We start from the raw sequence: 23,458 nt of genomic DNA, 5'->3' as shown, positions 1-23,458 counted from the left end.
GGCGCGGCGCGGCGAAATCGACGAACGCTCTCAGTTTGGCGGAGACCAAGCGGTTCTCAGGATAGACCAAGTGCACCGGAACGGGCGGCGGCGTGAAATTGTCGAGAACAGGCGCGAGCCGGCCGTCGCGGATCTTGTCGGCGACCATGTAGGACAGGGCCACCGTGATCCCGTCTCCCATTTCCGCCGCGGCGATGGAGGCAACCGCGTCGTTGATTTCGAAACGGGGGACAAAGGAAACGCTGTTCCCTCTTTTGCCGTCGAGAAAGCGCCACTCGCGGTTGGGCATGAGGCCGGTGAACGCGATCATTGAGTGGAGGCGCAGATCGGCTGGCGTCTGCGGAACGCCTCGCCTCGCGAGATAATCCGGGCTCGCAACCAGCATCCTTCGAACTGTTCCGATCTTCTTTGCGACCAAATTTGAATCCGGCAAAGGGCCGATACGGACAGCGAGATCGATCCCTTCCTCCACGAGGTTGGCGATGCGATCGAGCAGCAGCACCGACATGGTGACGCGTGGGTGCTGGTTGAGAAACGCGCACACCACTGGCGCGAGGGCTGACCGACCGAAAGTCACTGAGGCCGTGAGCGTGAGATGGCCAATTGGAACGGCCGTTTCGCCAACGGCCTCTTTCTCGGCGGAATCGAGATCGCTCAGAATGCGCCGTGCGCTTTCCAGAAAGCGCTGACCGACGTCCGTGATGGTCAGGCTGCGGGTCGTGCGGCTAAACACGCGGGCGCCCAGACGGTGTTCGAGCGCAGAGATCGCCCGGGTCACCGCCGGAGGGGACAGGCGCAGACGTGTTCCGGCCTTGGCGAAGCTGCCGGCGTCGGCGACCGCGACGAAGACCTCGAGTTCGTGGAGACGATCCATTTTATTCCTCTAGATGGAATAATGAATTCCATCTGCCGAATATTCTTACAAGAAAAATAATGAGCCATTGTCTGGACGAGCGACGCCGAAGCGCGCCGCGCCGTCAACGAAACGAGGATTGACCTCATGGCTCGCATTGCCGTCATCGACCCCACATCCGCCACTGGCGAGGCCAAGAAATTGCTGGACGCCGTCCAGGCCAGCCTTGGCGCTGTACCCAATTTCATCCGCGCGCTCGCCAATTCCCCGGCGGCGCTGAACGCGTTCCTCGGCCTTCACACGATCGCCGGCGCGGGTCTTCTCGACCCCAAAACGCACGAGCGCATCGCCTTGGCGGTCTCCGAACAGAACGCCTGCCAGTATTGCGTCTCGGCGCACACGGCGATCGGGCGCAAGGCCGGCCTCGACAATCAGGAAATGCTGGCGAACCGCATGGGGCGTTCATCTGACGCCAAGGCGGAAGCCGCGCTCGCTTTCGCCCGCGCGCTCGTCGAGCATGCCGGACAGGTGAGCAAGGCGGAGTTCGACGCCGTGCGCGCTGCCGGGCATTCGGATGGTGAAATCATCGAGATCATCACGCATGTCGCAATGAACATCTTCACCAATTTGCTGGGCAAGGCGACGCAGATCGAGATCGACTTCCCGGAGATCAAGCTGAACAAGGCCGCCTGACTTATCGCAGCTCCGGCGCAGAGGAGTCTGCGCCGGCCCCCTAACCGGGAGAGGAGCTTTCAATGACCGACACGACACAACATGCCGGCGTCCGCCCGCCGCTGCCGCCCTTCACGCGCGAAACCGCGATACAGAAAGTTCGAATGGCCGAAGACGCCTGGAACACCCGCGACCCCGAGCGCGTGTCGCTTGCGTATACGGAGGACAGCCGCTGGCGCAATCGCGCGGAGTTCCCAGTCGGCCGCGCCGAGATCGTCGTGTTCCTGAAGCGCAAATGGGCGCGTGAGCTCGACTATCGCCTGATCAAGGAACTCTGGGCCTTCGCCGAGAACCGGATCGCGGTGCGCTTTGTTTATGAGTCGCGCGATGACGCCGGCAACTGGTTCCGCAGCCACGGCAATGAGAACTGGGAGTTCGACGAGCGCGGACTGATGCGGCTGCGCTTTGCGAGCATCAACGATCAACCAATCCGCGAAAGCGAACGGAAGTTCCGCTGGCCGCAAGGCCCGCGGCCTTCGGATCATCCGGGTCTATCCGACCTCGGACTCTAAAGGCGCGCGCTTGAGCCTGCAGGAGGGCGCCATGCCGCATCGTTACGCCGAGATCGCCTTCACCCCGACGGTGAAGAAGGCGCAGGAGCAATTTGGCAGCCGGAATGCTTATGCGCGTATGGAAAGCGTTCCGGAGACCAGGAACCATCGCCTGAGCGAGGTGGAGGCGCAATTCATTAGCGCTCGAGATTCGTTCTACATGGCGACGGTCAGCGAGACCGGCTGGCCCTACATTCAGCATCGCGGCGGGCCGACGGGATTCGTGCGCGTGCTCGACGAGACCACGATCGGTTTCGCGGATTTCCGCGGCAACCGGCAATATATCAGCCTCGGGAATCTGATGAATGAAGACCGCGTGTCGCTCTTCTTCATGGACTATCCGAACAAGACTCGGCTGAAGCTCTTCGGGCGCGGGAAGATCGTCGGTCTTGACGACGCGGCGACCTTGTCTCGACTCGAAACCTCGGATTACCGCGCCCGCGTCGAACGCGGCTTTCTGATCAGGGTCGAGGGGTTCGACTGGAATTGTCCGCAGCACATTACCGAGCGCTATACGCTCGAAGAGGTGCGCGCAATGGCGGCGCCGCTCACCGCGCGGATCACCGAACTCGAGGCGGAACTCGCCCGGCTTCGAACTGCGACGTCTGTTGCGGGAGCATCGGATCACGCCGGCGCTTGATTTGACGTAACCTTGGGCCAAGTTCGCGCGAACTGGTGGCGTGATCGGCGTTTTGTCGTCCCCCAAGTGCGAAAGGCGCCGATCATCGCGAGGATAGCGCTGTCCTCGCGTTTCGTTCCCCTACTCAAGCGACGGAATCAAATAACCACAAGCCGTCAGAAGGGACCGTCATGAGTACGAAAAGGCAGACGTCTCACAACACCTGAAGTCACAAGCTCAAACTGAGGCGCTGCGAAACAGCTTCATTTTCGCGCGCTACGCCCTCAATTTAGCGGAGATTCGACATGGTCGCCGGAGCTGATCTTCACAGGCCTGCCCTTTCTTTAGAGGGCGCGACCGAAGCGCCCACACTTGTGAGCCCCCTCAAATTTTCTCCCCAGGCAACCGACTCGCCTGCCGGACCCAATCGGCGAGTTGCGCCTCGTCGATTGCGTCGCCCTCACGGATGTCAAGGTAGCGGACGTGCTTCTGCGTGGAGGCGCCTGGAGGTAGCGGCGTGAGATCCGCGCCGCGGAAGAACGCCACCCTCACGTATTTTGTGAAGCAGTGAAAGCTCAGGCGCCAGACATTGTCCTCGATGCCATAGAAGGGTGAATTCCATTTTACGGCCTTCTTCACCCCTGGGACGGCCGCGATGATGAGTCGATCGAGACGGCGGCCGACGTCCTGTTTCCAGCCCGGCATGGCGGCGATATAGGCTTGGACGGGAGCGTCCCCATAGCCCTTCGGGATCTGCGGATTGCCGCCCGCAAGGAGGGCGGGTTTCGCGGGTTTGGCGGAGTGCGCATTCGTGTGCGTTTTATCGGTTGTGGCCATCTTTCCTGCCGACGACTTGGTCGAATTCTTCATGCCCACTCCTTTCGATTTGCCGGAGGCCCTGTCGGCCATTCCCGCCACTTGGATGTAGTTTTCGACGGACTCGAATCCGACGTCGACGCACAGGCGCTTCGATTCGGACATGGGCATTTCGCTGGCTTCGCCCAGAGCGGGCCTTTGTCAGCCGGCCGAGGCGGCGGCGAAAACCGCCAATTGAGCGGCAAAAGCACGCTTGTATGGGGGCCGCGCTTCGCCGCGGGCGACATAGCCGGAAAGATTCGGATATTCGTCCAGCATACCCGATCCTTTTAACCTGAGCAGCACCGCTATCATCAGCAGGTCACCGGCGCTGAACGCGCCGTCGAGCCAGTCGGCATCGCCAAGGCGATCGGAGAGTTCGCCGAGCCGTATATGGATGCGCTCCTCGACAACAGGCAGACGCTGCTCGTACCAGGCCTCGTCGCGCTCCAGAAGCCTGGCGATTGCAAGATCAATGATTGGCGGCTCCATCGTGCTAAGCGCTGCAAACATCCATGTGATCGCGCGCGCCCGGGCATTCGCATCGTCTGGCAGCAGGCCAGCATGGCGCTCCGCGATATGGAACACGATCGCCCCCGACTCGAACAGGGCGAGATCGCCTTCTTCAAAGGTTGGAATCTGCCCGAATGGATGAAGCGCAAGATGCGCTGGTTCCTTCATTGCTTTGAACGAAAGAAGACGGACGTCGTAAGGCTGGCCAACTTCTTCGAGCGCCCAGCGAACGCGCATGTCACGCGCCAGACCCTTGCCGCCATCGGGCGAGCGTTCAAAGGCGGTAATAGTGGGAGTCATTGAAATGCTCCGAGCGATTGCATGACGCAACGGGGCTTCACATGGTTGATTGCGAGCATTTTTCTCATGGTGATGTCTCCTCTTGGTTTGCGTTCATGACTGACGTTCAAGTTTTTTGCGCTGAAAGCGGCCTCAGATGCTGGGCGAGATGCTCGATGCCGTCACCGACAATCTCCCCCCTTTTGCTTTGGCGCGAATGAAGGCGCCCGGAAGAACGGCTAGGTGCGGCGCGGCGCGCAAGCGACATGGCGGTCCAGTCGGCCGAAATGCGCCGATCCAGCATCGCCGCTTCGATACCAGCTTCCAGCGTCTCGACATGGCGCCCAAATGCTCCGGTCACAGACGCCGCGAATAAATTCGGAGCTTGACGTCGGCTATCACGCCATGTATTTAACCTATGCATTATATAACCGTATGGCAAATAATGTCCGACTCTCTGAGCGCTACACTCGCCGCTTTGGCGGACCCGACACGACGCGCCATCCTGGCCCGGCTGGCGCAAGGCGAGGCGTCCGTCAATGAACTCTCCACGCCCTTTTCCATCAGCCAGCCGGCGATTTCCAAACATCTCAAGGTGTTGGAGCAGGCTGGCCTTATCAGCCGCGGGCGGGTTGCGCAGTCTCGGCCGTGCCGGTTGGAGGCGGCGCCGCTGCGCGATCTGGTCGGCTGGCTGGAGACCTACCGCCGCTTCTGGGATCAAAGCTTCGACCGCCTCGATGCTTATCTGAAGGAACTGCAGAAGGGGAATCCCGATGAGCCTCGCAACTGACTTGTCTTACCCGACGCTTGTCGTTTCGCGTCATTTCGCGGCTTCGCCCGAGCGACTGTTCGACGCTTGGCTCGATCCGAAGGCCCTCGGCGTATGGCTCTTCGCTACGCCTGGCGGCGTCTCGAAACATGTCGAAATTGACGCGCGCGTCGGCGGCGGTTTCGCAATTCATGAGCAACGCGGCGAGATATTGGCGACGCATTTCGGCGAATACCGCGAAATCGTCCGTCCCCGTCGAATCGTTTTCACTTTCGGAAGTAGTAAGGATGGTCCGTTCAGTGTCGTGACCGTGGACATCAAACCGGACGGCGCAGGAAGCCTCCTCACGCTCACGCATCGCCTCTTGCCGGAATGGGCGTCGATGGACGTCAGCGTGCGCGCCGGATGGGAAAGCGCGCTCGAAGGATTGGCGCGCGCCATGGGAGAGGAAGGCGACGGCCATACGTTGGTCATGCATCGAACCTTCGACGCACCGCGCATTCTCGTGTGGAAGGCTTGGACGGAAGCCAACCATCTGCTGCGCTGGATGTGCCCTGCGGAGTTCAAGGTGCTGTTTGCCGAGAATGATCTGCGCATTGGCGGCAAATGGCGTTCGGGCATGCGTTCACCGGAAGGCGCGGATTTCATTCATTGCGGAGAATATCTGGAAATCGAGAAACCTTCGCGTCTTGTCTTCACCCACACATGGGAGAGCAACCGCCTCGAACCGCGAGCGAACACGAAAATCACCGTGGTTCTCAATGAAACTGGCGGCAAGACCCAGATGATCTTCATCCATGCAGGCCTCGCGACCGAAGAGTCCGCGTGCTCGCATCGACATGGCTGGACCGGCGCGTTCGAGAATCTCGCGCAACTTGCGAGCGAACTCGTCCAGCAAACGCACTGAAGGCGTCTCGACACGCCAAAATCATGTCCGGCACTTTATTGACCTTTCCTCGACAGTACGACCAAGCGCCTAATCGCCCTTCGATCGTCAACACAGGAATCGAACACGATGAAAATTACGGTTGAAGCGACTGTCGCGTCGCCGATCGAAGAAGTCTGGCGCGCCTATACGAGCCCTGACGACATCAAACGATGGAATGCCGCCTCCGATGATTGGCGCACGACGGCTGCGACGGTTGATTTGCGCGAGGGAGGAACGTTTTCTTCGCGCATGGAAGCCAAGGATGGCAGCATGGGTTTCGACTTTGCCGGGACCTACACGAAGATCGTTGCGCCAAGACTCATAGAATATATCTTCGGCGATCGAACGGCCTCGGTCGAATTCACTGACTCCGAAGCGGGCGTCAATGTGCGGGTGACATTTGACGCGGAGGCGACGCATTCGATCGAGCAGCAGCGCGGCGGTTGGCAGGCGATCCTCAACAACTTCGCTCGCTATGTCGAAAGGTCGCAATAAGGAGATTCGTTATGCTGATATTCCTCGCCTGCTTGGTCGGCCTTCTTGGCGCAGTGCTGTTTTATGCTTCGACAAAGCCGAACGAATGCAATTTTTCACGGTCGATCCACATCTTGGCGCCACCCGAGAAGATATTTCCGCTGATCGACGATCCGCGCGCCATGAACGAATGGAACCCTTTCGTGAAGGCCGATCCAAACATCAAGCTCTCCTATAGCGGCCCGCCAAACGGAGTCGGCGCCGCCAATGATTTCGACGGCAATAACAAGGTCGGCGCCGGCCGGGCGGAAATCATCGAGTCCGTCGATCCCTCGAAAGTCGTCGTGGCGCTGCGCATGGACCGTCCGATGAAATGTCAAAACCGCGTCGAGTTCACGATTGTCCCGAACGGGAACGGCTCTGACGTCACTTGGGCGATGAGTGGCAAGCAACCATTCATGGGGAAGTTGTTCAGCGTTTTCGTCAACACCGAGAAAATGGTCTCGAGCGCTTTTGAGACCGGTCTCGCCGATTTGAAGGCGAGAGCTGAAGCTTGAATCCAGAATTATTCAATTTGCACGTGACGCAAGCGCCCATGACTTGGAGGCTTCATTGGTCACTAGACCACAAAGAACTGGAGAGATCTCGGATGCACATCGTGCTGACGAGTATAAGCGCTTATTAGCCCTCGATGTCACGTCCACGCAGAAGCCAGTTTTGAGGGGACCGGTCGCTACTGTCGCATTCCACGACACTTGCGGCGAATTCATACAGATCGCACAACGGCTCTGATCATGATTCCCGGGTCCGTTAAACAGGCCATTGCCGACCTCGCTTCTGGAAAACGCGACACCCAAGAATCGGCCTATGAGACTTTGCTCGCTGCAACGGCGGACAAGGTGGCATGGGGGGACGACGCCTGGGACGAACTAACGTCGCTTCTCTCCCACAAGGACAACCGAGCGCGCTCCATAGCGGGCCAGACGCTCTGTAATCTCGCGCGCAGCGTTCCTCCGGAACGCATCCGTCGAGATTTCGAATTGATCCTTTCCACCACCTGGGACGAACGATTTGTCACTGCCCGGCATGTCTTGCTTTCGTCGTGGAAAATCGGCTTGGAGCATGCCGCTCTCAGAAAACAGCTGCTCGCTTGGTTCGCAAAGCGGTTCGAGACGAGCAAGACCGAGAAGAACGGCGCCCTCATTCGTTACGATATTCTCTGTGCGACGCGTTCTCTCTTCGAGGCGACGAAGGATCAGGCGATAAAATCGCACGCGTCTGCGCTCATCGCCTCCGAGACCGATGACAAATACCGGAAGAAATATGCCCGCGCGTGGCGCGGTTTACTGACGTAACTCGCAAATGGGTTTGCGTAACGAAATCGATGAATCGCAAAGTCGCGCGCCATCGCCGGAGCGATCGAATTTCGAAACGCGGCGTTGTGTCTCAAACGAAAGACGGCGTGAAAAGGTCAGGATTTGCGGCGCACCCTTGGCCAAAACGCGCGCCTTCGATTTCAAGCAGGCGCGCCTTCGCGCTCGTGCCGCCATGGGCGGAAAATCCGCCGATTTTTCCGCCGGCGGCCAAGATGCGATGACAGGGTATGATGACCGCTATCGGGTTTCTCGACAGAGCGTGTCCAACCGCGCGCGCGGCGCCTGGCGATCCGACGTCACGGGCAATCTCGCCATAGGTCGCGACGGCGCCCCAGCCGATGGCGCGGGTCGCATCATAGACGGCCTTGTGAAACAGGCTGCTGCCGCGAAGGTCCAGCCGCAGGGTCGAGAAATCGATTTTCTCGCCGCGGAAATATCGCTCGAGCTCCGCGATCGCTTGCGCAATCGGCGAAGGCAGGGCGCCAGACCACCGATCCGCCTTCGCCATGCGTCGCGCCAAAGCTGCATCGTCCCGTTCCGGCAATTGGAATCGCGTTATGCCCTCTTCGCTCCATGCAATGCCGCAGGGACCGATAGCAGTTCGAAAAATCAGAAAGCGCTGCATGACCGATCCCCGGCTCTATGACGGGCTAAGCGCGGCGGCGCGAGCCTCGAAACTCGGCGCGACAGGATAGCGGAAATCATCCTCAGAGGCGCAAATTTCCAAACTCGCCGCCGTGCAGCCGCTTGGAGCGCGAGGTTAGCGGGTCGCGGCCTGAATCACGCCGCCGCCCAGGCTTGCTTCGACGCCAGCTTCTCCGCCTCGGCGCCGGCGCGCAGTCGCGCGGGGCGATTTTCCAAGCCGCTCCAATAGGCTTCGAATTCCGGGCGCTTGTCGATCACGCCGAATCGCAGCCCAAAGCCGATCATCGACCCCACATAAACGTCCGCGGCGGTGAACCTGTCGCCCGCAATATAGCGACGTCCCGCCACAGCCTTGGCCAGCGCGTCCATCACGGCGGCGTAGGAGCCGTAGCCAAAGCGGGCCTGCATCTCTGGCGTCGCGGGGTCCCAACCGGCGGCGTGGTTGCTCATCGCCGGCTCGACGCAGCCTGCGGCAAAAAACAGCCAGCGATAATAATCGCCGCGCGCCTCGGGTTCCGGCGCGAGCCCGGCCTCGGGAAAAGCGTCGGCAAGATAGGCGCAGATGGCGGCCGCCTCGGTGACCACCGTCTCCCCATGCCGGATGGCCGGCACCTTGCCCATGGGATTGATCGCGAGATATTCGGGCGCCTTCATCGTCGTTCCGTAATCCTTGACCTCGATTGAAAAGGGCGCGCCGACCTCTTCCAGCATCCAGTGCGCGATCATGCCGCGCGATTGCGGATTGGTGTAGAAAACAAGCTCCTTCGCCATGGATTTTCCCTTCGGCTTTCCTGATGCGGAGCGACTGTATGCGATGATGCTGTCAGCTTCTGTCAGCATAGTTTGACGCCATTCTCTCACCAACGTCTGGCGGCGGCGCGGCGGGCGCGCGTCCAGAATATGCGCCGCCTCGATCCGATCGGCTCGAAAGTGTCGGAAGGCGCGCCGCAACTCGCACCAGCCGACGAGAATGCGAGCGGATTCGAAAAAGCCGAGCGCTACGGGCCAAATGACGCGCTGCGTCCGCGCGCCTTTTTCATCGCGATAGGAAATGGCGAACTTGCGCTCTTCGCGCAACGCGCGGCGCAACAGCGTCAGTTCGACATGCTGTGGCCGCTCCCAGCCTGGGCCGACCAGCAACGCGTCGTCTTCCAAACGGCTCCTAAGCTCTCGCGGCAAAACCGCCGAGATTTTCGCCAAAGCGTTGCCGGCGGCCTCGGACAGCGCGTCGTCGGTGCGGCGCGCCACCCATTTCGCGCCGAGCGCCAGCGCCTCGATCTCTTCCTCCGAAAACATCAGCGGCGGCAGGAGAAAGCCGGGGCGCAGCACATAGCCGACGCCCGGCTCGCCGTCGATTTCCGCGCCCATCGCCTGCAAAGCGGCGATGTCGCGATAAAGCGTGCGCAGGGAAACGCCCGCCTCGCGCGCCAGCTCCGCCCCGCTAACGGGCCGTCGGCGGCGGCGAAGCATCTGCAGGAGATCGAACAATCGATGCGTGCGGGACATGCCGGCAGAATAGCATGTGATCCTGTCAAATTCTGGCAGCAGGAAAACCTTCCGCCTCGGACTTCTCTCGCGAGATCGGCCAGGTTCGGGATTGCGGCGGCAGCTCCAGGTTCAGGGACGCTTCAAGAGCGCCGGTTGCGCATTCCCGGAACAAGCTTCAAGTCGTCGCGCGCGGCCAATTTCCGGTACGCGTCAGTCTCGACTCCATAGACGGCGACACGTCCTCGCTCGTCATGGTGCAATCCCCAGCCGTACTGCTTCGCCAGTGGCGAGGCGCGAAGACATGCTTGCGGCTTTGAGAAAAAAGCCGCCCGCGCGATTTCTCGTTTGTGATCGTCGATTCCGTTACGCCGAGCAAAAACTTCGAAAAGCAGGTCGTCGCTGGTGAAGGAATAGGGTTCGCCTCGAAGCAGCGCGTATTGCAGGCCCGCAACTGAGTTTCCGTTCGCCGGCTCGACTCCCGCCGTTGCGGGGCAGTCGGCCGACACCGTGATGAAGGCATTGTGATAGTTCGTGCTTTTCAATTGTCGCTTGATCCCGCTCGCGTTCGCCCTCGACCAACATATGCCTTCTCCAATGTGGCGACATCGAGCCTCCTCCGTTGCGGCCTAGCCTCCGTCACGGGCTCGCTTGGGCCGTTGAGCGCTTCCGGAAGGAGCAAAGGCGGGCCTCCCGCGATTTCCGGTCACGAAGGAGCATGGCCCAGGATCGCTTCCGCCTTCTTCGCCGCATCCCGAAGCGGCGACATGAATTCTTTGCGGTCGCTGCTGCGGAAGAAGTCGTCGCCTACGGCGGCGGCATGCCGACTCCAACGCCTCGCAGAGCAGCAGGAAGCGCGAGGCGTGATCTGTGACGGTCAGCGGATAGCAGTAGCATGATCGCGAACGTCATTTCGAAGCAGTGCGTCTCGCGTTCGAGACGCTCGACGCCCGCCGCAACCCGGCTCACATCTTTGGCGGATCAGTTGGTCAGCGCCGGACTTTCGCGATAGAGCGATGGGAAGAGGCGCTTGAGATCGTCGATCTTCGGCAGGTCATTGTAGACGATGTAAGGCTGCGCGGGATGGCGAAGGAGATAGTCCTGATGATAGGCCTCCGCCGGGTAGAACGCCCTGAGTGGTTCAAGCGTCGTGACGATCGGCGCTGAAAACGTCTTTGCCTCTGAAAGCTGCGCAATGTAGTCGCGCGCAGCTTTTTCCTGCTCGGCGTTGGCGATGAAAATCGTTGAACGGTATTGCGCGCCTGCGTCAGGGCCCTGGCGGTTTAGCTGCGTCGGATCATGCGCGACGGAAAAGTAGACGCGCAGCAAGTCTCCAAGACTCACCATCTTCGGATCATAAGTGATTTCCACCGATTCAGCGTGTCCGGTGTCGCCCCTGGAAACCTTCTCGTAGCGGGCCGTCTCCTTGGCGCCGCCGGCATAGCCGGACACGGCGCGCGAGACGCCCTTGACGCGCTGAAACACGCCTTGCACGCCCCAAAAACAGCCGCCGGCGACGACGAGCTTCTGTTTGCCGCCGCTCGCGGCAGGGGGATCGTAGGCGGGCGCGGGTAAGACGAATGCGCGTTCGGCGGCGCCGGCGCGCAACGGCGCGAGAATCGTCAGTGCGGCGACGAGAACAGCGGCGAATCTCATGGCGATATCCCTTACGCTTGTCCGCGCCCGACGAAACGCAGCGCGACGCCGTTCATGCAGTAGCGCAGCCCTGTCGGCTTAGGTCCGTCGGTGAAGACATGGCCAAGATGCGCGTCGCAGCGTTTGCAGGAGACCGCGACGCGCCTCATGCCGAACGACGTGTCGGCGCTCTCAAGGACATTGGCCTTGGAAATCGGCGCAAAGAAGCTCGGCCAGCCCGTGCCAGAGTCATATTTTGTTTGAGAGTCGAACAGCGCGGTATCGCAACAGACGCATTGATAAAGACCATCAGCGTGATTGTCCCAGTATGGCCCGGTGAAGGCGCGTTCCGTGCCGTCCTTGCGAGTCACCTCGAACGCGAGCGGCGAGAGTTGCGTCCGCCATTCGGCGTCGGACTTGACGATTTTCTCAACGCGCGAAACGCCAAGGCTCTTGCCGTTCGCGTCGAACGTCTCAACTTCGACCCATTCGGCGGCATGGGCGTTTCGAGCGAAGGCCAGAAAAAAGGCGCCAGACATGAGGCTGCGACGATTCAAGATCGGCTCCTGCGTTCTCTCTCTCCCCAATTCGCCCGCGCGTCGGAAAACGTTACGTCGTCAAAGAGAATTTCTGCTTCACCGGCGTCCGAAAAGCTTTTCGATGTCCGCGAGCTTCAGCTCGATATAGGTGGGCCGCCCGTGATTGCATTGGCCTGCCCCCGGCGTCGTCTCCATCTCGCGCAGCAGCGCATTCATCTCGGGCGCCGAAAGCCGCCTGCCGGCCCGCACGGAATGATGGCAGGCGCAGGTGGCGAGCACGTGATCGAGCCTGCGCGAAAGCCCGCGCGCGTCGCCATCTTCTGCAAGAAGGTCGGCGATGTCCTCGACGAGACGCTTGCAGTCGACGTCGCCGAGCAGCGCCGGCGTCTCGCGCACGAGCATGGCGCCGGGGCCGAAACGCTCAAGCGCCAGACCGAGCGCCGCGAGTTCGTCCAGCGCCGGCGCAAGCGCGTTCATGCGCGACTCGTCGAGTTCGACGACGGCAGGGATCAGCAGCATCTGTCGCGCGACGCCCGTCTCCTCGCGCTGGCGTTTGAGCTTCTCATAGACGATGCGCTCATGCGCCGCGTGTTGGTCGACGATGACAAGACCGTCCTGCGTCTGGGCGATGATGTAGGTTTCGTGCAGCTGCGCGCGCGCGGCGCCGAGCGGCGACTCGGCCTCCTGCGCCGGCGTTTCATGCGCGCGCGCGTCAGCCATCGGCGCGCCGGCCTCAAAAGCGGCCTGCGGCTGCTCTTCGAAGCCGGCGGGCGCGTAAGGCGAGCGCGGTAGGCTCCAATTCGCGGGCGGCGGCGCGCGATATTGGGCGCCATTGCCGCGCGCCAGAATGTCGATCGCCGCGCGCGCGTTTGTGGCGGCGCTGCGATGGCTCTTCTCGGCGAGCGCCTGCTTCAACGCGCCGACGACGAGGCCGCGCACCAGCCCCGGATCGGCGAAGCGCACCTCCGCCTTGGCCGGATGCACATTGACGTCGACGCTGCGCGGATCGCATTCGATGAAGAGCGCGGCGACGGGATGGCGGTCGGAGCTCAGAAAATCGAGATAGGCGGCGCGAATGGCGCCGGCGAAGAGCTTGTCGCGCACGGGCCTTCCATTAACATAGACATATTGCATTTGGGCGTTGCCGCGACTGTAGGTCGGCAGACCGGCAAGACCCGAAAGGCGCACGTCGTCACGCGCGGCGTCCAGCCGAAACGCGTTGGCGGCGAATTCTTCGCCAAGGATCTGGAAGATGCGCCGCGCCTGATCGTCGCCGCAGGCGGGATAGTCGAAGAGCGCCCCGCTGTCGGCGGACAGCGAGAACCGAGTCTGCGGATGAGCCATGGCGAGTCGCTTGACGACATCGACGATCGCCGCGGTTTCGGTGCGCTCGGTCTTGAGGAACTTGAGCCGCGCCGGCGTCGCGGCGAACAGCGCGCGCGCTTCGATCTTGGTTCCGCGCGGCCAGGCGCAAGCGGCGAGACCGCGCTTCTCGCCCGCTTCGACCCGGATTGAAACACCGTGCGGCGCGCCCGTCGCCCGCGTTTCGATCGTCAGGTCCGCCACCGCCGCGATCGACGGCAGCGCCTCGCCGCGAAAGCCAAGCGTCGCGATGCTGGTCAGATCGCCGTCGGGGATTTTCGAGGTCGCATGGCGCTCGATCGCGAGCGCCAGGTCGCGCGCGTCCATGCCGCTTCCGTCGTCGATGACGCGAATGAGGCTTTTACCGCCGTGTTCGACCGCGACGTCGATGCGCATCGCGCCGGCGTCAAGCGCGTTCTCGACGAGCTCCTTGACGGCGGACGCCGGCCGCTCGACCACCTCGCCGGCGGCGATGCGATCGACGAGAAGGGGATCGAGGCGGCGGACGGGCATGGGTGAATCGGCTCAGCGTGCCAGGGCTTTGTGGATTATAGCGGCTTTGGCGGAACAATCGCTATGAGGGACGCGAGGAGCCAGGGCGATCGGGTGAAGGGTTTCCTCATCCTGAGGAGGCCTCAAAGAGGCCGTCTCGAAGGACGAGGAAACCCGTTTTGCGCATTGTTTTTCTCACCTTCGTCCTTCGAGACGCCGCCTACGGCGGCTCCTCAGGATGAGGGTGAGGAAAACAATTCTTCACAAGATCACTGTGCGAGGAGGCGGAGATCGAGCAAGGCGAACTCATCGAGGTGGAACATGACGACTAAGGCGAAGAAGAAATTTCGCAGCGCGATCGCGGAAGCGGCGCATGAAACCGCAAGCGGCCTGCATCGCACTGGCCTCATCGACGCCAAGACGATGCGAGAATTTGATGCGGCGTGTCTCAAAACAATCCCGCAGCCGCGTGGCTTTGTCTTTATCCTGTGCAAGATGGCTTATGAAAAGCCTGAAGGTTTTGCCGTCGGTCCAGTTTTTTGGTGGAGGAGAAGGTAGACTCGTGCCTGTAACGTCAACCTCCAAATCTTCAACCATTTTGGATATGTGCGTATCGCTTACACCGCGCAATGTGATTTTGACATAATCAGATTTGCTCTCACCGAATTAATGCGGCGTATCAATGCCATTTTCTTGCAAGTAAGTATCGATATCCATGAAACTGTATCGACGCTCCAACTCGGTGGCGATTGCAGCTACCAAATACAGCTTGTGAGAAGGGCGCATTAATTCGACCTCGAAATCGTAATTCTATCGACGTTGAACCGCCGCGCGAGATCAGCTTTCGTGGCGCTGACTTTGGCGAGCGCCGCAAGCGCTTCCTCGCGCCGCTGGCGGGTGAGCTTGGGCGGTCGCATCATGTGAACGCCCCGCGCCTTGGCGCGGCTGCGAGCGGCGGCGCCATGCGGCCCCTCCCTCGAGCCTTTCCGTGCGGCTCGTGAACGTCAGTCGAACAACGCGCTTCGAAGGACAATAAGGCTTCCCTCCAAGTCCCTCGCCGCCGAACTTCAGGACAGCGGCGCCAGCACCAGCGCCAAATTCTCCACCGCCATCACCCGCGCCCTGGCGCCGGGCGCGAGGCTCTCGACTGGCGAATCTTCGGCGAGCCGCGCCTGCCATTCGACGCCCGACCAGAAGACGACGCCGCGCGTCTTCGTCACCTCATGCGTCAGCGTCAGTTCGCGCCCGATCAGATCGCTGCTCTTATCCTCTTCGATGTCGGCGTTTTGAAATCGCTGCAGCGGCTTCCTGCCGACGATGGCGATGAGCAGGCTCGCGCCGGCGACGATCGCCGCGGTTTCGACGAGCGGCGGGCGCCAGCCGGTCGCATAGAGAACCGCGCTGGTCAGTAGCGCGCCCACCGCCACGAACATCACCGGCGAGAGGCCGATCACGACGATGTCGAGCCCGAGCAGGATAAGGCCGGCGATCAGGCTCGCATTGGCGGGATCGTAGAGAAAGGCGGGCTCCATCTTTATTCCGCTTCCCGCCAGGGCTGCGCGCGGCGCTGCTGAGAATCGTTCGACGCAGGGCTGGCGTTGACGGCCTTGAGCACCGCCATCGCCTTGGCGATCCAGCCGGCGGGGTCGGCGCCATCGCCCATCAGCACTAAGGAATTGCCGGCCTTGGCGAGGCGGCCATATTGCTCGATGGCGCTTTTGGCGACTTCGAGCTGCACCGCCTGATCGCCGCCGACCTGGGTGATTTGCGTGCGCACCAGTTCGATCGCCTTCGCCTGGCCTTCAGCGCGCAAAATCGCCGCCTGTTTCTCGCCGTCGGCGCGGTTGATCTCGGACTGTTTCACGCCTTCCGATTCGAGCACCGTCGCCCGCTTGTCGCGCTCGGCCTTCATCTGCCGCTCCATCGACTGGCGCAGCGATTCGGGCATGGCGATGTCCTTGATCTCATAGCGCGTGACATGTGCGCCCCAGAGCTGGGCGGCGTCGGAGACGGCGCGCACCACCCGCTCATTGATCTCGCTTCGGTTCTCGAAGGTCTTGTCGAGCTCCATCGAGCCGATGGCCGAGCGCATCGAGGTCTGCGCCAGATTGATGATGGCGCGGCGGATGTCCTGCGCGCCATAGGCGGCGTCCTTGGCGTTGACGATCTTGTAATAGAGAACGCCGTCGATGGTGACGGTGGCGTTGTCCTTGGTGATCGCGTCCTGCTCCGGCACGTCGATCACCTGTTCGCGCAGATCGAAGGTGTAGGCCACCCGCTCGACGATCGGCCAGACGAAATTGACGCCCGCGGTCAGCGATCGGTTGTAGCGGCCCAGCCGCTCGATGACGAGCACGGTCTGCTGGCGCACGAAGCGCACCATCGTCGACAGCGCCAGCAGCGCGACATAGGCGAACCAGAATAGCGGATTTTGGAAGAGGCCTATCGGCAGGCCGAGGTTGAAGGATCGGTCGATGATCAAGAGGCCGATTGCGGCGGCGCCGACGACAAAAAGTGCGAAACCCATGGAATGAACCCTCCGCGACAGGCGCGTTGAAAGAATGTTATCGAGCGACTGAGACACGGGCGCTCCTATTCATGGCGCATGGGGGCGGCCTTCCCGCGAAGGCGCGCCCTGGGCGCCAATCGACGTCTAGCGCGCCAGACACGCCGAAGGCGTGCGCCGCCGCATGTCTCGCGCGATGCTCAGCGCTGTCTCCACCAGCTTTCGAGCGTCGGACCGAACATCGGCGATGCATAGCGCGGCAATCTCGCCGGGCGCGCGATGTCGGTCGAATGCGCCAGCCATTGGTCGGACGCATGAAACAGCGGCACGACGTAGAAGCCGGACAGCAGCACGCGGTCATAGGCGCGAACGGCGGTGATGAAATCGTCGTGGCTTGTCGCGGCCAGCAGGGCGGCGATGAGCGCATCGATCGCCGGTGAGGCGGCGCCGGCCAAATTGAAGGAGGCTTCCTGGTTTGCGCTCGAAGACCCCCACCGCATGCGCTGCTCATTGCCCGGCGACGCCGAGGCGACCCACTGGCCGAGCATCATGTCGAAATCGAACTTCTGCCGTCGGCGTTGATATTGCACCTCGTCGACGAGACGCACGCGCGCGTCGACCCCGATGCGCTGCAGCGAGCCGGCATAGTTGAGCGCAAGCCGCTCCTGATTGCGGTCCTTGACCATGATCTCGAAGGCGACAGGCTCGCCGTCCTTGCGCAAAACGCCGTTTTCGATGCGGTAGCCGGCGCTCTCGAGCAGGTCGAGCGCGCGCTTGGCCATCTCGCGGTCGCGGCCGGAGCCGTCATTGACGGGCGGTCGCCAGCGGCCTTCCAGAATGTCTTCGCGCACGGCGTCCGGAAACGGCGCCAGCAAGGCGCGCTCGCCGGGGGACGCGGGGCGGCCGGAGGAGGACAATTCGGATTCGTCGAAGAAGCTTTTCGTGCGGGTGTAGAGGCCGGCGTAGAGATTCGTGTTGACCCATTCGAAGTCGAACATCATGCCGAGCGCTTCGCGCAGGCGGATGTCCTTGAACAGGGGACGCCGGGTATTGAAGACGAATCCTTCCATGCCTTTTGGGTTTTCGTTTTTCAGCGTCTCCTTCACCACGCGTCCATCGGTGAGCGCCGGGAAGTCGTAGCCGCTCGCCCAGCGGGTTGTGCTCGTTTCGTCGCGATAGTCGAGCAGGCCCGCCTTGAAGGCTTCAAAGAGCGAATTGCCGTCGCGGAAATATTGAATGTCGATCTCGTCGAAATTGTAGAATCCGCGCTGGCTCGGCAGGTCGGCGCCCCAGTATTCCTCATTGCGGCGCAGCAGCAGGCGCGCGCCAACTTGCGCGTCTGCAATCACATAGGGACCGGAGCCGACGGGCTTGGCGAGCGTCGCTTCGGAAAAGCGCTCGACGTCGGTCGCGTGTTTGGGCAGCACCGGCATGATCGCGAGAATGAGCGGCAGCTCCCGGTCGCCGACGCCTGAGAGGTCGTAATGGACGGTATGCGGGTCGGGCGCGTCGATCGATTTGACCAGCCCATAGGCGATGCGCTGCTGCGGCCGGCCCTTCGTCTTTAGCAAATCGAACGAGAACAGCACGTCTTCGGCGGTGATCGGCTTGCCGTCGGAAAAGCGCGCGCGCGGGTCGAGATGGAAGGTCACCTGCGAACGCGCGCGATCGACGTCGATCGACTGCGCGATCAGGCCATAGAGCGTGAAGGGTTCGTCCTGCGAGCGAGCCATCAGGCTTTGAAAAACATTGCCGACAAGCCCTTGCGCCGCAGTCCCCGACTTGAGATTGAACGGATTGAGGCTGTCGAAGGTGCCGGCGAGGCCGACGCGAAGTTTGCCGCCCCGCTTCGCGCCCGGCTCGGCGTAAGGGAAGTGATGGAAATCGCTCGGTAAAGCTGGAGCGCCGTGCATGGCGATCCCATGCGTCGGGCAGGGCGCTTCGGCCGCCCGCAAGGCTGGGGCGGCGCCCGAAGCGGGCGCGGCGATAAGGAGCGAGAGGGCGAAGCTGAGCGCGCGGCGCCCCCGCATTCGCCGTTCGCCGCCGCCGCTGGCGGGGCGTCGTGCAGGAATCGGGTGAATCTTCATCAGCGGACCATAATCCAACGTCCTGTCGCAAGAAGCGAGTCGCGCTTAAGTTTTCGGCCATTTTTTTGCGATAGTTGTGGGCAAAAAGCGCCCCCTCCAAGCATTGAGCGCTCCGTCCGGCTGGAATTTACTGCCGCGACCATGTAAGAGCGATGCCGTCGCCTCGTCGGCGTCTCGCGATCGCGCTGGAACACGGGCTGGTACAAGTTCCATGGCGCTGTGGCGCGAAGGCGGCTCCCGTTATGACGCGATCTCGAAACTATCCGGAGCCGGAGAGCGCCGGCCAGCAGGACAATCGAAAGGAACTTCCGATGTCGACCCATATCTCGCGTTCTTGCGCGATCGCCCTTGCGGGAGCGTTGCTGTTCGTCGGCGGCGGCGCATTGGCTCAGCAGGCGCCCGCGGCCGGCGCAGCGCAGCAGCCGCAACAGCAACAGCAGCCTCAGGGGCCGATTGCCGCCGAACTCGTCGCTGTCCAGCCGGACTGGACCAAGGTTTGCGGCGCTGATCCGCAGACGAAAAAGGAAATGTGCTACACGACGCGCGACTTCGGCGTGTCGGCGAAGGAGGGCGAGGCGCCCCAGCCGCTGCTGGCGCTCGCGATCTACGATCCCAAGGGCGAGGATCAGAAAATCATCCGCCTGCTGCTGCCGCCGGGCCTCATGCTGAAACCCGGCTTCCGCTTTGCGATCGATAAGGGAGCGCCGGAAAGCGGCGCGTTCGAAATCTGCTTCCCGAATGGCTGCTTCGCCGAGGCGAAGGTCAAGAAGGCGGTCGTCGACGGCATGAAGAAGGCCGAAAAGATGACCGTGGTCGTTAAGAATCAGGCGAACGGCGAGGTCACCTTCTATCTGCCGCTCGCCAATTTCGGCAAAGCCTTCGACGGCCCCGCCGTCGACCCGAAGGTTCTCGAAGAGCAGCAAAAGAAGCTGCAGGAAGAATTGCAGAAAAAGGCCGAAGAGGAGCGCAAGAAGCTCGAGGCCCAGAAGGGCGCCGCCACGTCGCCCGCGCCGGCCGCTGCGAAGAAGTAAGGTTGTAACGAACCAGGGTTTTAACGAACCCCGAAACGAAAACCCGCGCAGGACCTTGTCCGCGCGGGTTTTTTTTGCGGCCATGGCCTCGCGAATTATGCGTGGCGCCGCGTCGCCCTTCCGCCCCTCTTTTCCGGGAGATTCGCCGCGTCGCCGGCGAGTCGCGCGCAACGGCAGCGTCACTTTGACGCGCGACGATTAGCCGGTCTATATAGGATGTTGGGCCCTATCCAACGCAACCGCCGGCGAGGTCAAAGCACGCATGTCTATCGCCATCGCTATGGTCCTGGTCGTCGCGGGTTCGATCCTGTTTCACTTGTTGAGTCCCTGGCGGGCGACGCCGATCGCGTCGAACTGGGGCTTCATCGACGATACGATGGGGCTGACCTTCCTGGTGACGGGGGCCGGATTCGTCGCCGTCATCCTGTTTATGGCGTATTGCCTCTATCGCTTTCGCCATGTGCCGGGCCGGCGCGCCGCCTATGAGCCAGAGAATCAGAAGCTCGAAGCCTGGCTTGGAATCGTCACGACGATCGCCGTCATCATTCTCCTCGCGCCCGGCCTGTTCGTCTGGGGCCAGTTCATCACCGTGCCTAAGGACGCGCTGGAGATCGAAGCGGTGGGAGTCCAATGGAACTGGAGCTTTCGCCTGCCGGGCGCTGACGCCCAGCTCGGCTCGAGCGATGTGCGCTACATCGACTCAACCAATTCCATGGGTCTGAGCCCCGCCGATCCAAAGGGACAGGATGATCTGCTGATCACAAGCGGGGAACTGCACCTGCCGCTCGGCAAGCCGGTCAAGGTCCTGCTGCGATCGATCGACGTCCTACATGACTTCTATGTCCCCGAGATCAGGGCGAAGATGGACCTCGTGCCGGGCATCGTCACATATTTTTGGTTCACGCCGACCAAGATCGGCGAATATGAGATACTCTGCGCCGCTTATTGCGGCACAGGACATCCGCAGATGCGCGGCAAGATGGTCATAGAATCGGAGGCTGACTTCGAGACCTGGCGCACGGCGCAGCAGACGTTCGAGCAGTCGCGCAAGAGCGACGCCAGCCGAGACAAGCGGGCCTCCGCTCAATGACGCTCACCGATGCGAGTTGCGCCGCTTTGACATTCATCGCCGCTGATCGAGCGCGACGGGGCTCGATCGATCGCCGGAAGCGCGAGAGCGGCGAAGGGAGGATCGTTCCATGACCGACGCCAGCGTACCACAGAACGTCGCGCCGCCGCCGGCGGAGGTGCCGGAAGTCGAGCTGTATCACGCTCACAGCTGGATCACGAAATATGTGTTCAGCCAGGACGCCAAGGTCATCGCCATTCAATACGCCGGCACGGCCATCGCCGTCGGCATTTTGGCCCTGGTGCTGTCATGGGTGATTCGCCTGCAGCTCGCCTTTCCAGGGGCAATCCCTTTCATTGACGCCAATGTCTATTACCAGTCGGTGACCATGCATGGCATGATCATGGTCGTCTACATGCTCACCGCCATCTTTCTCGGCGGCTTCGGCAATTATCTCATTCCGCTGATGGTGGGCGCGAGGGACATGGTGTTCCCTTACGTCAACATGCTCAGCTACTGGGTCTATCTGATCGCGACCCTGGTTCTCGTCTCGAGCTATTTCTTCCCTGGCGGGCCGACCGGCGCCGGCTGGACCCTTTATCCGCCGCAATCGATCCTGACGGGCACGCCGGGCCACGAATACGGCATCATCCTGATGCTCGTTTCATTGATCCTCTTTATCGTCGGCTTCACGATGGGCGGATTGAATTACGTGGTGACGGTGCTGCAGGCGCGCACCCGCGGCATGACGTTGATGCGCATGCCGCTGACGGTTTGGGGGATCTTCGCCGCCGCCGTGATGGCGCTTCTCGCCTTCCCCGGCCTCTTCGTCGCCTGCCTCATGCTGCTCCTCGACCGCACGCTCGGCACGAGCTTCTTCATGCCGTCGCTCGTCGAACTCGGCGAGCGCAAGGACTATGTCGGCGGCAGCCCGATCCTGTTCCAGCACCTGTTCTGGTTCTTTGGCCATCCAGAGGTCTATATCGTCGCGCTGCCAGCCTTCGGCGTCGTTTCCGATCTGATCAGCGTGCATGCGCGCAAGAACATCTTCGGATACAGGATGATGGTCTGGGCCATCGTCGCCATTGGCGTGCTCAGCATGGTGGTCTGGGGCCACCATATGTATATCAGCGGCATGGACCCGTGGTTCGGGTTCTTCTTCGCGGTGACGACGCTTGCGATCGCGGTGCCGACGGCGCTGAAGGTCTATAATTGGGTGCTGACCCTCTGGCACGCCGACATCCATTTCACGACGCCGATGCTGTTCGCGCTGGGGTTCCTCGTCACCTTCGTTAACGGCGGCATCACCGGCCTTTACCTCGGCAATGTCATTGTCGACGTGCCACTGTCGGCGACGCTGTTTGTCGTCGCCCATTTCCATATGGTGATGGGCATCGCGCCGGTGCTCGTCATCTTCGGCGCCATCTATCATTGGTTTCCCAAGATCACCGGCCGCATGATGGACGAGCGGCTCGGCAAGATTCACTTCTGGATCACCTTCCTTGGCGCCTATGCGATCTTCTTTCCGATGCACTATCTCGGCGTGCTCGGGATGCCCCGGCGCTTCTACGAGATGGGCGAAACCGCCTTCGTTCCCGCGTCGGCCGCCACGCTCAACATTGTGATCACGGTCATCGCCTTGGCGGTCGGTTTCGCGCAGTCGATCTTCTTCTACAATCTGTTCAAGAGCCTGAAGCATGGCGCGCCGGCCGGCGGCAATCCATGGCGCGCCGCTTCGCTCGAATGGCAGACGCCCGAAACGCCGCCGGGACACGGCAATTGGGGTAAGCAGCTCCCAGTGGTTTATCGCTGGCCTTACGCCTACAGCGTGCCGGGCGCGCCGGAGGATTATCTGCCGCAGAACGCGCCGCCCGTGAGGGGAGAGCGTTCGCCATGAGCGTCATGGGGCTCTTCTTCATCTTTATCGCCACCGTCGCCGTCATGTGGTTGGTGCGCCAGGGGGTGATGGAGTCGCCTTGGCTCGAGGAAGGCGAGGTTGCGCATTATCGTCGCGTCGGCGGCGCCGAGCCGCCGACAGCTGGGAGAGTGGGGCTCGCGGTCTTTCTCGCCGTCGCCGGCTGTCTGTTCTCTCTGCTCGCCGCCGCCTTTTTCATGCGCGGCGACGCGCCCGACTGGCAGATGCCGCCGATCCCCGGCGTGCTTTGGGTCAACACTTTTCTTCTCGCCGCCAGCAGCGTCGCCCTGCAGGTCGCGGTCGTCGCGGCTCGGCGCGCCAACGCCGAGCGGCTGAAGACGGCGCTGCTTATCGGAGCCGTAACCGCGGCGCTTTTCCTGATCGGCCAGATCTGGGCGTGGCGCGAGCTTCTCGAGCTGCGATTCTTCGCCGCGAGCAACGCCGCCAACGCCTTCTTTTATCTGCTGACGGGCGTGCATGCGCTGCATCTCATTGGCGGTCTGGTTGCGCTGGCGCGAACGACCGACAAGGTGCGCGGCGCCGAGCGAGTCACCAAGGCGCTGACGACGCGCGTCGAACTTTGCGCCATCTATTGGCATTTTTTGCTGTTCGTCTGGTTGCTGATGTTCGCCATGCTGATCGGTTGGGCCGATGGTTTCGGCGCCATCTGCCGGCGTCTGCTTTCGTAAAGGGAATGCGCTATGACGGCGGAGCCTGTCACGACTGAACATGTAACGACTGAG

The 23,458-nt window shown here is 61.9% G+C and carries 27 protein-coding genes; 13 read left to right on the top strand and 14 right to left on the bottom strand.

All coding sequences use genetic code 11. The annotated features are described in order from the left end of the window. The coding region (locus tag NEI07_RS03725; protein WP_256032793.1) for a LysR family transcriptional regulator at nt 1-874 on the bottom strand (874 nt) is incomplete at its 3' end. Between the two features lie 126 nt (nt 875-1,000). Here NEI07_RS03725 and NEI07_RS03720 point away from each other — a divergent pair. The 3 genes from NEI07_RS03720 (at nt 1,001) to NEI07_RS03710 (ending at nt 2,776) form a co-directional block, all read left to right on the top strand. After that, nucleotides 1,001-1,546, top strand: coding sequence for a carboxymuconolactone decarboxylase family protein (locus NEI07_RS03720; RefSeq protein WP_256032792.1), 546 nt, complete (start codon nt 1,001-1,003; stop codon nt 1,544-1,546). Between the two features lie 62 nt (nt 1,547-1,608). Then, nucleotides 1,609-2,097, top strand: a complete 489-nt coding sequence (locus NEI07_RS03715) for a nuclear transport factor 2 family protein (protein ID WP_256032791.1) — start codon at nt 1,609-1,611, stop codon at nt 2,095-2,097. 31 nt (nt 2,098-2,128) lie between these two features. Continuing rightward, nucleotides 2,129-2,776, top strand: a complete 648-nt coding sequence (locus tag NEI07_RS03710) for a pyridoxamine 5'-phosphate oxidase family protein (RefSeq protein ID WP_256032803.1) — start codon at nt 2,129-2,131, stop codon at nt 2,774-2,776. 363 nt (nt 2,777-3,139) lie between these two features. On the opposite strand, the gene NEI07_RS03705 is transcribed toward NEI07_RS03710, so the two are convergent. From NEI07_RS03705 to NEI07_RS03695, 3 genes are all read right to left on the bottom strand, one after another. Further along, nucleotides 3,140-3,592 carry a DUF1801 domain-containing protein gene (locus NEI07_RS03705; protein WP_256032802.1) on the bottom strand — a complete coding sequence of 151 codons (453 nt, stop codon included), beginning with the start codon at nt 3,590-3,592 and terminating at the stop codon, nt 3,140-3,142. A 180-nt stretch (nt 3,593-3,772) separates the two neighbouring features. After that, complete coding sequence (locus NEI07_RS03700) at nt 3,773-4,423, bottom strand: glutathione S-transferase family protein (RefSeq protein ID WP_256032790.1); 651 nt, start codon at nt 4,421-4,423, stop codon at nt 3,773-3,775. 106 nt (nt 4,424-4,529) lie between these two features. Beyond that, nucleotides 4,530-4,763: a hypothetical protein gene (locus NEI07_RS03695; RefSeq protein WP_256032789.1), complete on the bottom strand. Its 234-nt coding sequence runs from the start codon at nt 4,761-4,763 to the stop codon at nt 4,530-4,532. Between the two features lie 84 nt (nt 4,764-4,847). Between NEI07_RS03695 and NEI07_RS03690 the strand changes: the two genes are divergently transcribed. The 5 genes from NEI07_RS03690 to NEI07_RS03670 all read left to right on the top strand — a co-directional run bounded on the left by NEI07_RS03690 (nt 4,848) and on the right by NEI07_RS03670 (nt 7,928). Then, a complete protein-coding gene (locus tag NEI07_RS03690) occupies nt 4,848-5,192 on the top strand; it encodes an ArsR/SmtB family transcription factor (RefSeq protein ID WP_256032788.1) in 345 nt (114 codons plus the stop codon). After that, complete coding sequence (locus NEI07_RS03685) at nt 5,176-6,078, top strand: SRPBCC family protein (RefSeq protein WP_256032787.1); 903 nt, start codon at nt 5,176-5,178, stop codon at nt 6,076-6,078. The genes NEI07_RS03690 and NEI07_RS03685 overlap by 17 nt, the downstream gene beginning before the upstream one ends. A 108-nt stretch (nt 6,079-6,186) precedes the next feature. Further along, nucleotides 6,187-6,594, top strand: coding sequence for an SRPBCC family protein (locus NEI07_RS03680; protein WP_256032785.1), 408 nt, complete (start codon nt 6,187-6,189; stop codon nt 6,592-6,594). Nucleotides 6,595-6,605: 11 nt separating this feature from the next. Then, nucleotides 6,606-7,130, top strand: a complete 525-nt coding sequence (locus NEI07_RS03675; protein ID WP_256032782.1) for an SRPBCC family protein — start codon at nt 6,606-6,608, stop codon at nt 7,128-7,130. A 237-nt stretch (nt 7,131-7,367) separates the two neighbouring features. Then, nucleotides 7,368-7,928, top strand: coding sequence for a hypothetical protein (locus NEI07_RS03670; protein ID WP_256032780.1), 561 nt, complete (start codon nt 7,368-7,370; stop codon nt 7,926-7,928). Nucleotides 7,929-8,019: 91 nt separating this feature from the next. Here NEI07_RS03670 and NEI07_RS03665 read toward each other — a convergent pair whose 3' ends face one another. The 6 genes from NEI07_RS03665 to mutL form a co-directional block, all read right to left on the bottom strand. Next, nucleotides 8,020-8,574 (bottom strand): methylated-DNA--[protein]-cysteine S-methyltransferase, encoded by a 555-nt coding sequence (locus NEI07_RS03665; protein WP_256032778.1) that lies wholly within the window; start codon nt 8,572-8,574, stop codon nt 8,020-8,022. Nucleotides 8,575-8,729: 155 nt separating this feature from the next. Further along, on the bottom strand, nt 8,730-10,100 hold the full coding sequence (locus tag NEI07_RS03660) for an HTH domain-containing protein (RefSeq protein WP_256032777.1): 1,371 nt from the start codon (nt 10,098-10,100) through the stop codon (nt 8,730-8,732). A gap of 122 nt (nt 10,101-10,222) precedes the next feature. Then, entirely contained in the window at nt 10,223-10,624 is a 402-nt protein-coding gene (locus NEI07_RS03655; RefSeq protein WP_256032776.1) for a DUF6157 family protein, read from the bottom strand. A 436-nt stretch (nt 10,625-11,060) separates the two neighbouring features. Continuing rightward, complete coding sequence (gene msrA / locus NEI07_RS03650) at nt 11,061-11,735, bottom strand: peptide-methionine (S)-S-oxide reductase MsrA (protein WP_256032774.1); 675 nt, start codon at nt 11,733-11,735, stop codon at nt 11,061-11,063. 11 nt (nt 11,736-11,746) lie between these two features. Continuing rightward, the gene (gene msrB, locus NEI07_RS03645) at nt 11,747-12,253 is read right to left on the bottom strand and encodes a peptide-methionine (R)-S-oxide reductase MsrB (protein ID WP_256032801.1); all 507 of its coding nucleotides are present in this window, start codon (nt 12,251-12,253) and stop codon (nt 11,747-11,749) included. Between the two features lie 96 nt (nt 12,254-12,349). Continuing rightward, nucleotides 12,350-14,128 (bottom strand): DNA mismatch repair endonuclease MutL, encoded by a 1,779-nt coding sequence (gene mutL / locus NEI07_RS03640; protein WP_256032773.1) that lies wholly within the window; start codon nt 14,126-14,128, stop codon nt 12,350-12,352. A 165-nt stretch (nt 14,129-14,293) separates the two neighbouring features. Between mutL and NEI07_RS03635 the strand changes: the two genes are divergently transcribed. Beyond that, the gene (locus tag NEI07_RS03635) at nt 14,294-14,665 is read left to right on the top strand and encodes a hypothetical protein (protein ID WP_256032772.1); all 372 of its coding nucleotides are present in this window, start codon (nt 14,294-14,296) and stop codon (nt 14,663-14,665) included. A 227-nt stretch (nt 14,666-14,892) separates the two neighbouring features. Here the strand turns inward: NEI07_RS03635 and NEI07_RS03630 are convergent, their stop codons facing one another. The 4 genes from NEI07_RS03630 to NEI07_RS03615 form a co-directional block, all read right to left on the bottom strand. Then, entirely contained in the window at nt 14,893-15,027 is a 135-nt protein-coding gene (locus tag NEI07_RS03630; protein ID WP_256032770.1) for a helix-turn-helix domain-containing protein, read from the bottom strand. 147 nt (nt 15,028-15,174) lie between these two features. After that, nucleotides 15,175-15,639, bottom strand: coding sequence for an NfeD family protein (locus NEI07_RS03625; RefSeq protein ID WP_256032766.1), 465 nt, complete (start codon nt 15,637-15,639; stop codon nt 15,175-15,177). A gap of 2 nt (nt 15,640-15,641) precedes the next feature. After that, nucleotides 15,642-16,634 carry an SPFH domain-containing protein gene (locus NEI07_RS03620; protein ID WP_256032765.1) on the bottom strand — a complete coding sequence of 331 codons (993 nt, stop codon included), beginning with the start codon at nt 16,632-16,634 and terminating at the stop codon, nt 15,642-15,644. A gap of 179 nt (nt 16,635-16,813) precedes the next feature. After that, nucleotides 16,814-18,643, bottom strand: coding sequence for an extracellular solute-binding protein (locus NEI07_RS03615; protein ID WP_256032800.1), 1,830 nt, complete (start codon nt 18,641-18,643; stop codon nt 16,814-16,816). 368 nt (nt 18,644-19,011) lie between these two features. On the opposite strand from NEI07_RS03615, the gene NEI07_RS03610 reads away from it, so the two are divergent. The 4 genes from NEI07_RS03610 (at nt 19,012) to NEI07_RS03595 (ending at nt 23,404) form a co-directional block, all read left to right on the top strand. After that, on the top strand, nt 19,012-19,731 hold the full coding sequence (locus NEI07_RS03610) for an invasion associated locus B family protein (protein ID WP_256032799.1): 720 nt from the start codon (nt 19,012-19,014) through the stop codon (nt 19,729-19,731). A 262-nt stretch (nt 19,732-19,993) separates the two neighbouring features. Next, a complete protein-coding gene (locus NEI07_RS03605) occupies nt 19,994-20,821 on the top strand; it encodes a cytochrome c oxidase subunit II (RefSeq protein ID WP_256032764.1) in 828 nt (275 codons plus the stop codon). Between the two features lie 109 nt (nt 20,822-20,930). Next, nucleotides 20,931-22,697, top strand: a complete 1,767-nt coding sequence (locus NEI07_RS03600; protein ID WP_256032762.1) for a cytochrome c oxidase subunit I — start codon at nt 20,931-20,933, stop codon at nt 22,695-22,697. Continuing rightward, on the top strand, nt 22,694-23,404 hold the full coding sequence (locus tag NEI07_RS03595; RefSeq protein ID WP_256032761.1) for a cytochrome c oxidase subunit 3: 711 nt from the start codon (nt 22,694-22,696) through the stop codon (nt 23,402-23,404). The genes NEI07_RS03600 and NEI07_RS03595 overlap by 4 nt, the downstream gene beginning before the upstream one ends. The last annotated feature ends 54 nt before the right edge of the window (nt 23,405-23,458 follow it).

It is taken from the genome of Methylocystis suflitae, from assembly GCF_024448135.1.
Classification (GTDB): Bacteria; Pseudomonadota; Alphaproteobacteria; order Rhizobiales; family Beijerinckiaceae; genus Methylocystis; species Methylocystis suflitae.
The sequence above is the reverse complement of the archived record's forward strand: the minus strand, read 5'-3'. Positions and strand labels throughout refer to the sequence as shown.

Bases quoted from the DNA above. Each gene is read 5' to 3' on its own strand.
- msrA (WP_256032774.1), bottom strand. From the start codon at position 11,735: ATGAGATTCGCCGCTGTTCTCGTCGCCGCACTGACGATTCTCGCGCCG.
- NEI07_RS03610 (WP_256032799.1), top strand. From the start codon at position 19,012: ATGTCGACCCATATCTCGCGTTCTTGCGCGATCGCCCTTGCGGGAGCG.
- NEI07_RS03705 (WP_256032802.1), bottom strand. From the start codon at position 3,592: ATGGCCACAACCGATAAAACGCACACGAATGCGCACTCCGCCAAACCC.
- NEI07_RS03595 (WP_256032761.1), top strand. From the start codon at position 22,694: ATGAGCGTCATGGGGCTCTTCTTCATCTTTATCGCCACCGTCGCCGTC.
- NEI07_RS03600 (WP_256032762.1), top strand. From the start codon at position 20,931: ATGACCGACGCCAGCGTACCACAGAACGTCGCGCCGCCGCCGGCGGAG.
- NEI07_RS03700 (WP_256032790.1), bottom strand. From the start codon at position 4,423: ATGACTCCCACTATTACCGCCTTTGAACGCTCGCCCGATGGCGGCAAG.
- NEI07_RS03715 (WP_256032791.1), top strand. From the start codon at position 1,609: ATGACCGACACGACACAACATGCCGGCGTCCGCCCGCCGCTGCCGCCC.
- NEI07_RS03605 (WP_256032764.1), top strand. From the start codon at position 19,994: ATGTCTATCGCCATCGCTATGGTCCTGGTCGTCGCGGGTTCGATCCTG.
- NEI07_RS03660 (WP_256032777.1), bottom strand. From the start codon at position 10,100: ATGTCCCGCACGCATCGATTGTTCGATCTCCTGCAGATGCTTCGCCGC.
- NEI07_RS03680 (WP_256032785.1), top strand. From the start codon at position 6,187: ATGAAAATTACGGTTGAAGCGACTGTCGCGTCGCCGATCGAAGAAGTC.
- NEI07_RS03690 (WP_256032788.1), top strand. From the start codon at position 4,848: ATGTCCGACTCTCTGAGCGCTACACTCGCCGCTTTGGCGGACCCGACA.
- NEI07_RS03665 (WP_256032778.1), bottom strand. From the start codon at position 8,574: ATGCAGCGCTTTCTGATTTTTCGAACTGCTATCGGTCCCTGCGGCATT.
- NEI07_RS03670 (WP_256032780.1), top strand. From the start codon at position 7,368: ATGATTCCCGGGTCCGTTAAACAGGCCATTGCCGACCTCGCTTCTGGA.
- mutL (WP_256032773.1), bottom strand. From the start codon at position 14,128: ATGCCCGTCCGCCGCCTCGATCCCCTTCTCGTCGATCGCATCGCCGCC.
- NEI07_RS03615 (WP_256032800.1), bottom strand. From the start codon at position 18,643: ATGCGGGGGCGCCGCGCGCTCAGCTTCGCCCTCTCGCTCCTTATCGCC.
- NEI07_RS03685 (WP_256032787.1), top strand. From the start codon at position 5,176: ATGAGCCTCGCAACTGACTTGTCTTACCCGACGCTTGTCGTTTCGCGT.
- NEI07_RS03630 (WP_256032770.1), bottom strand. From the start codon at position 15,027: ATGATGCGACCGCCCAAGCTCACCCGCCAGCGGCGCGAGGAAGCGCTT.
- msrB (WP_256032801.1), bottom strand. From the start codon at position 12,253: ATGTCTGGCGCCTTTTTTCTGGCCTTCGCTCGAAACGCCCATGCCGCC.
- NEI07_RS03620 (WP_256032765.1), bottom strand. From the start codon at position 16,634: ATGGGTTTCGCACTTTTTGTCGTCGGCGCCGCCGCAATCGGCCTCTTG.
- NEI07_RS03625 (WP_256032766.1), bottom strand. From the start codon at position 15,639: ATGGAGCCCGCCTTTCTCTACGATCCCGCCAATGCGAGCCTGATCGCC.
- NEI07_RS03720 (WP_256032792.1), top strand. From the start codon at position 1,001: ATGGCTCGCATTGCCGTCATCGACCCCACATCCGCCACTGGCGAGGCC.
- NEI07_RS03710 (WP_256032803.1), top strand. From the start codon at position 2,129: ATGCCGCATCGTTACGCCGAGATCGCCTTCACCCCGACGGTGAAGAAG.
- NEI07_RS03675 (WP_256032782.1), top strand. From the start codon at position 6,606: ATGCTGATATTCCTCGCCTGCTTGGTCGGCCTTCTTGGCGCAGTGCTG.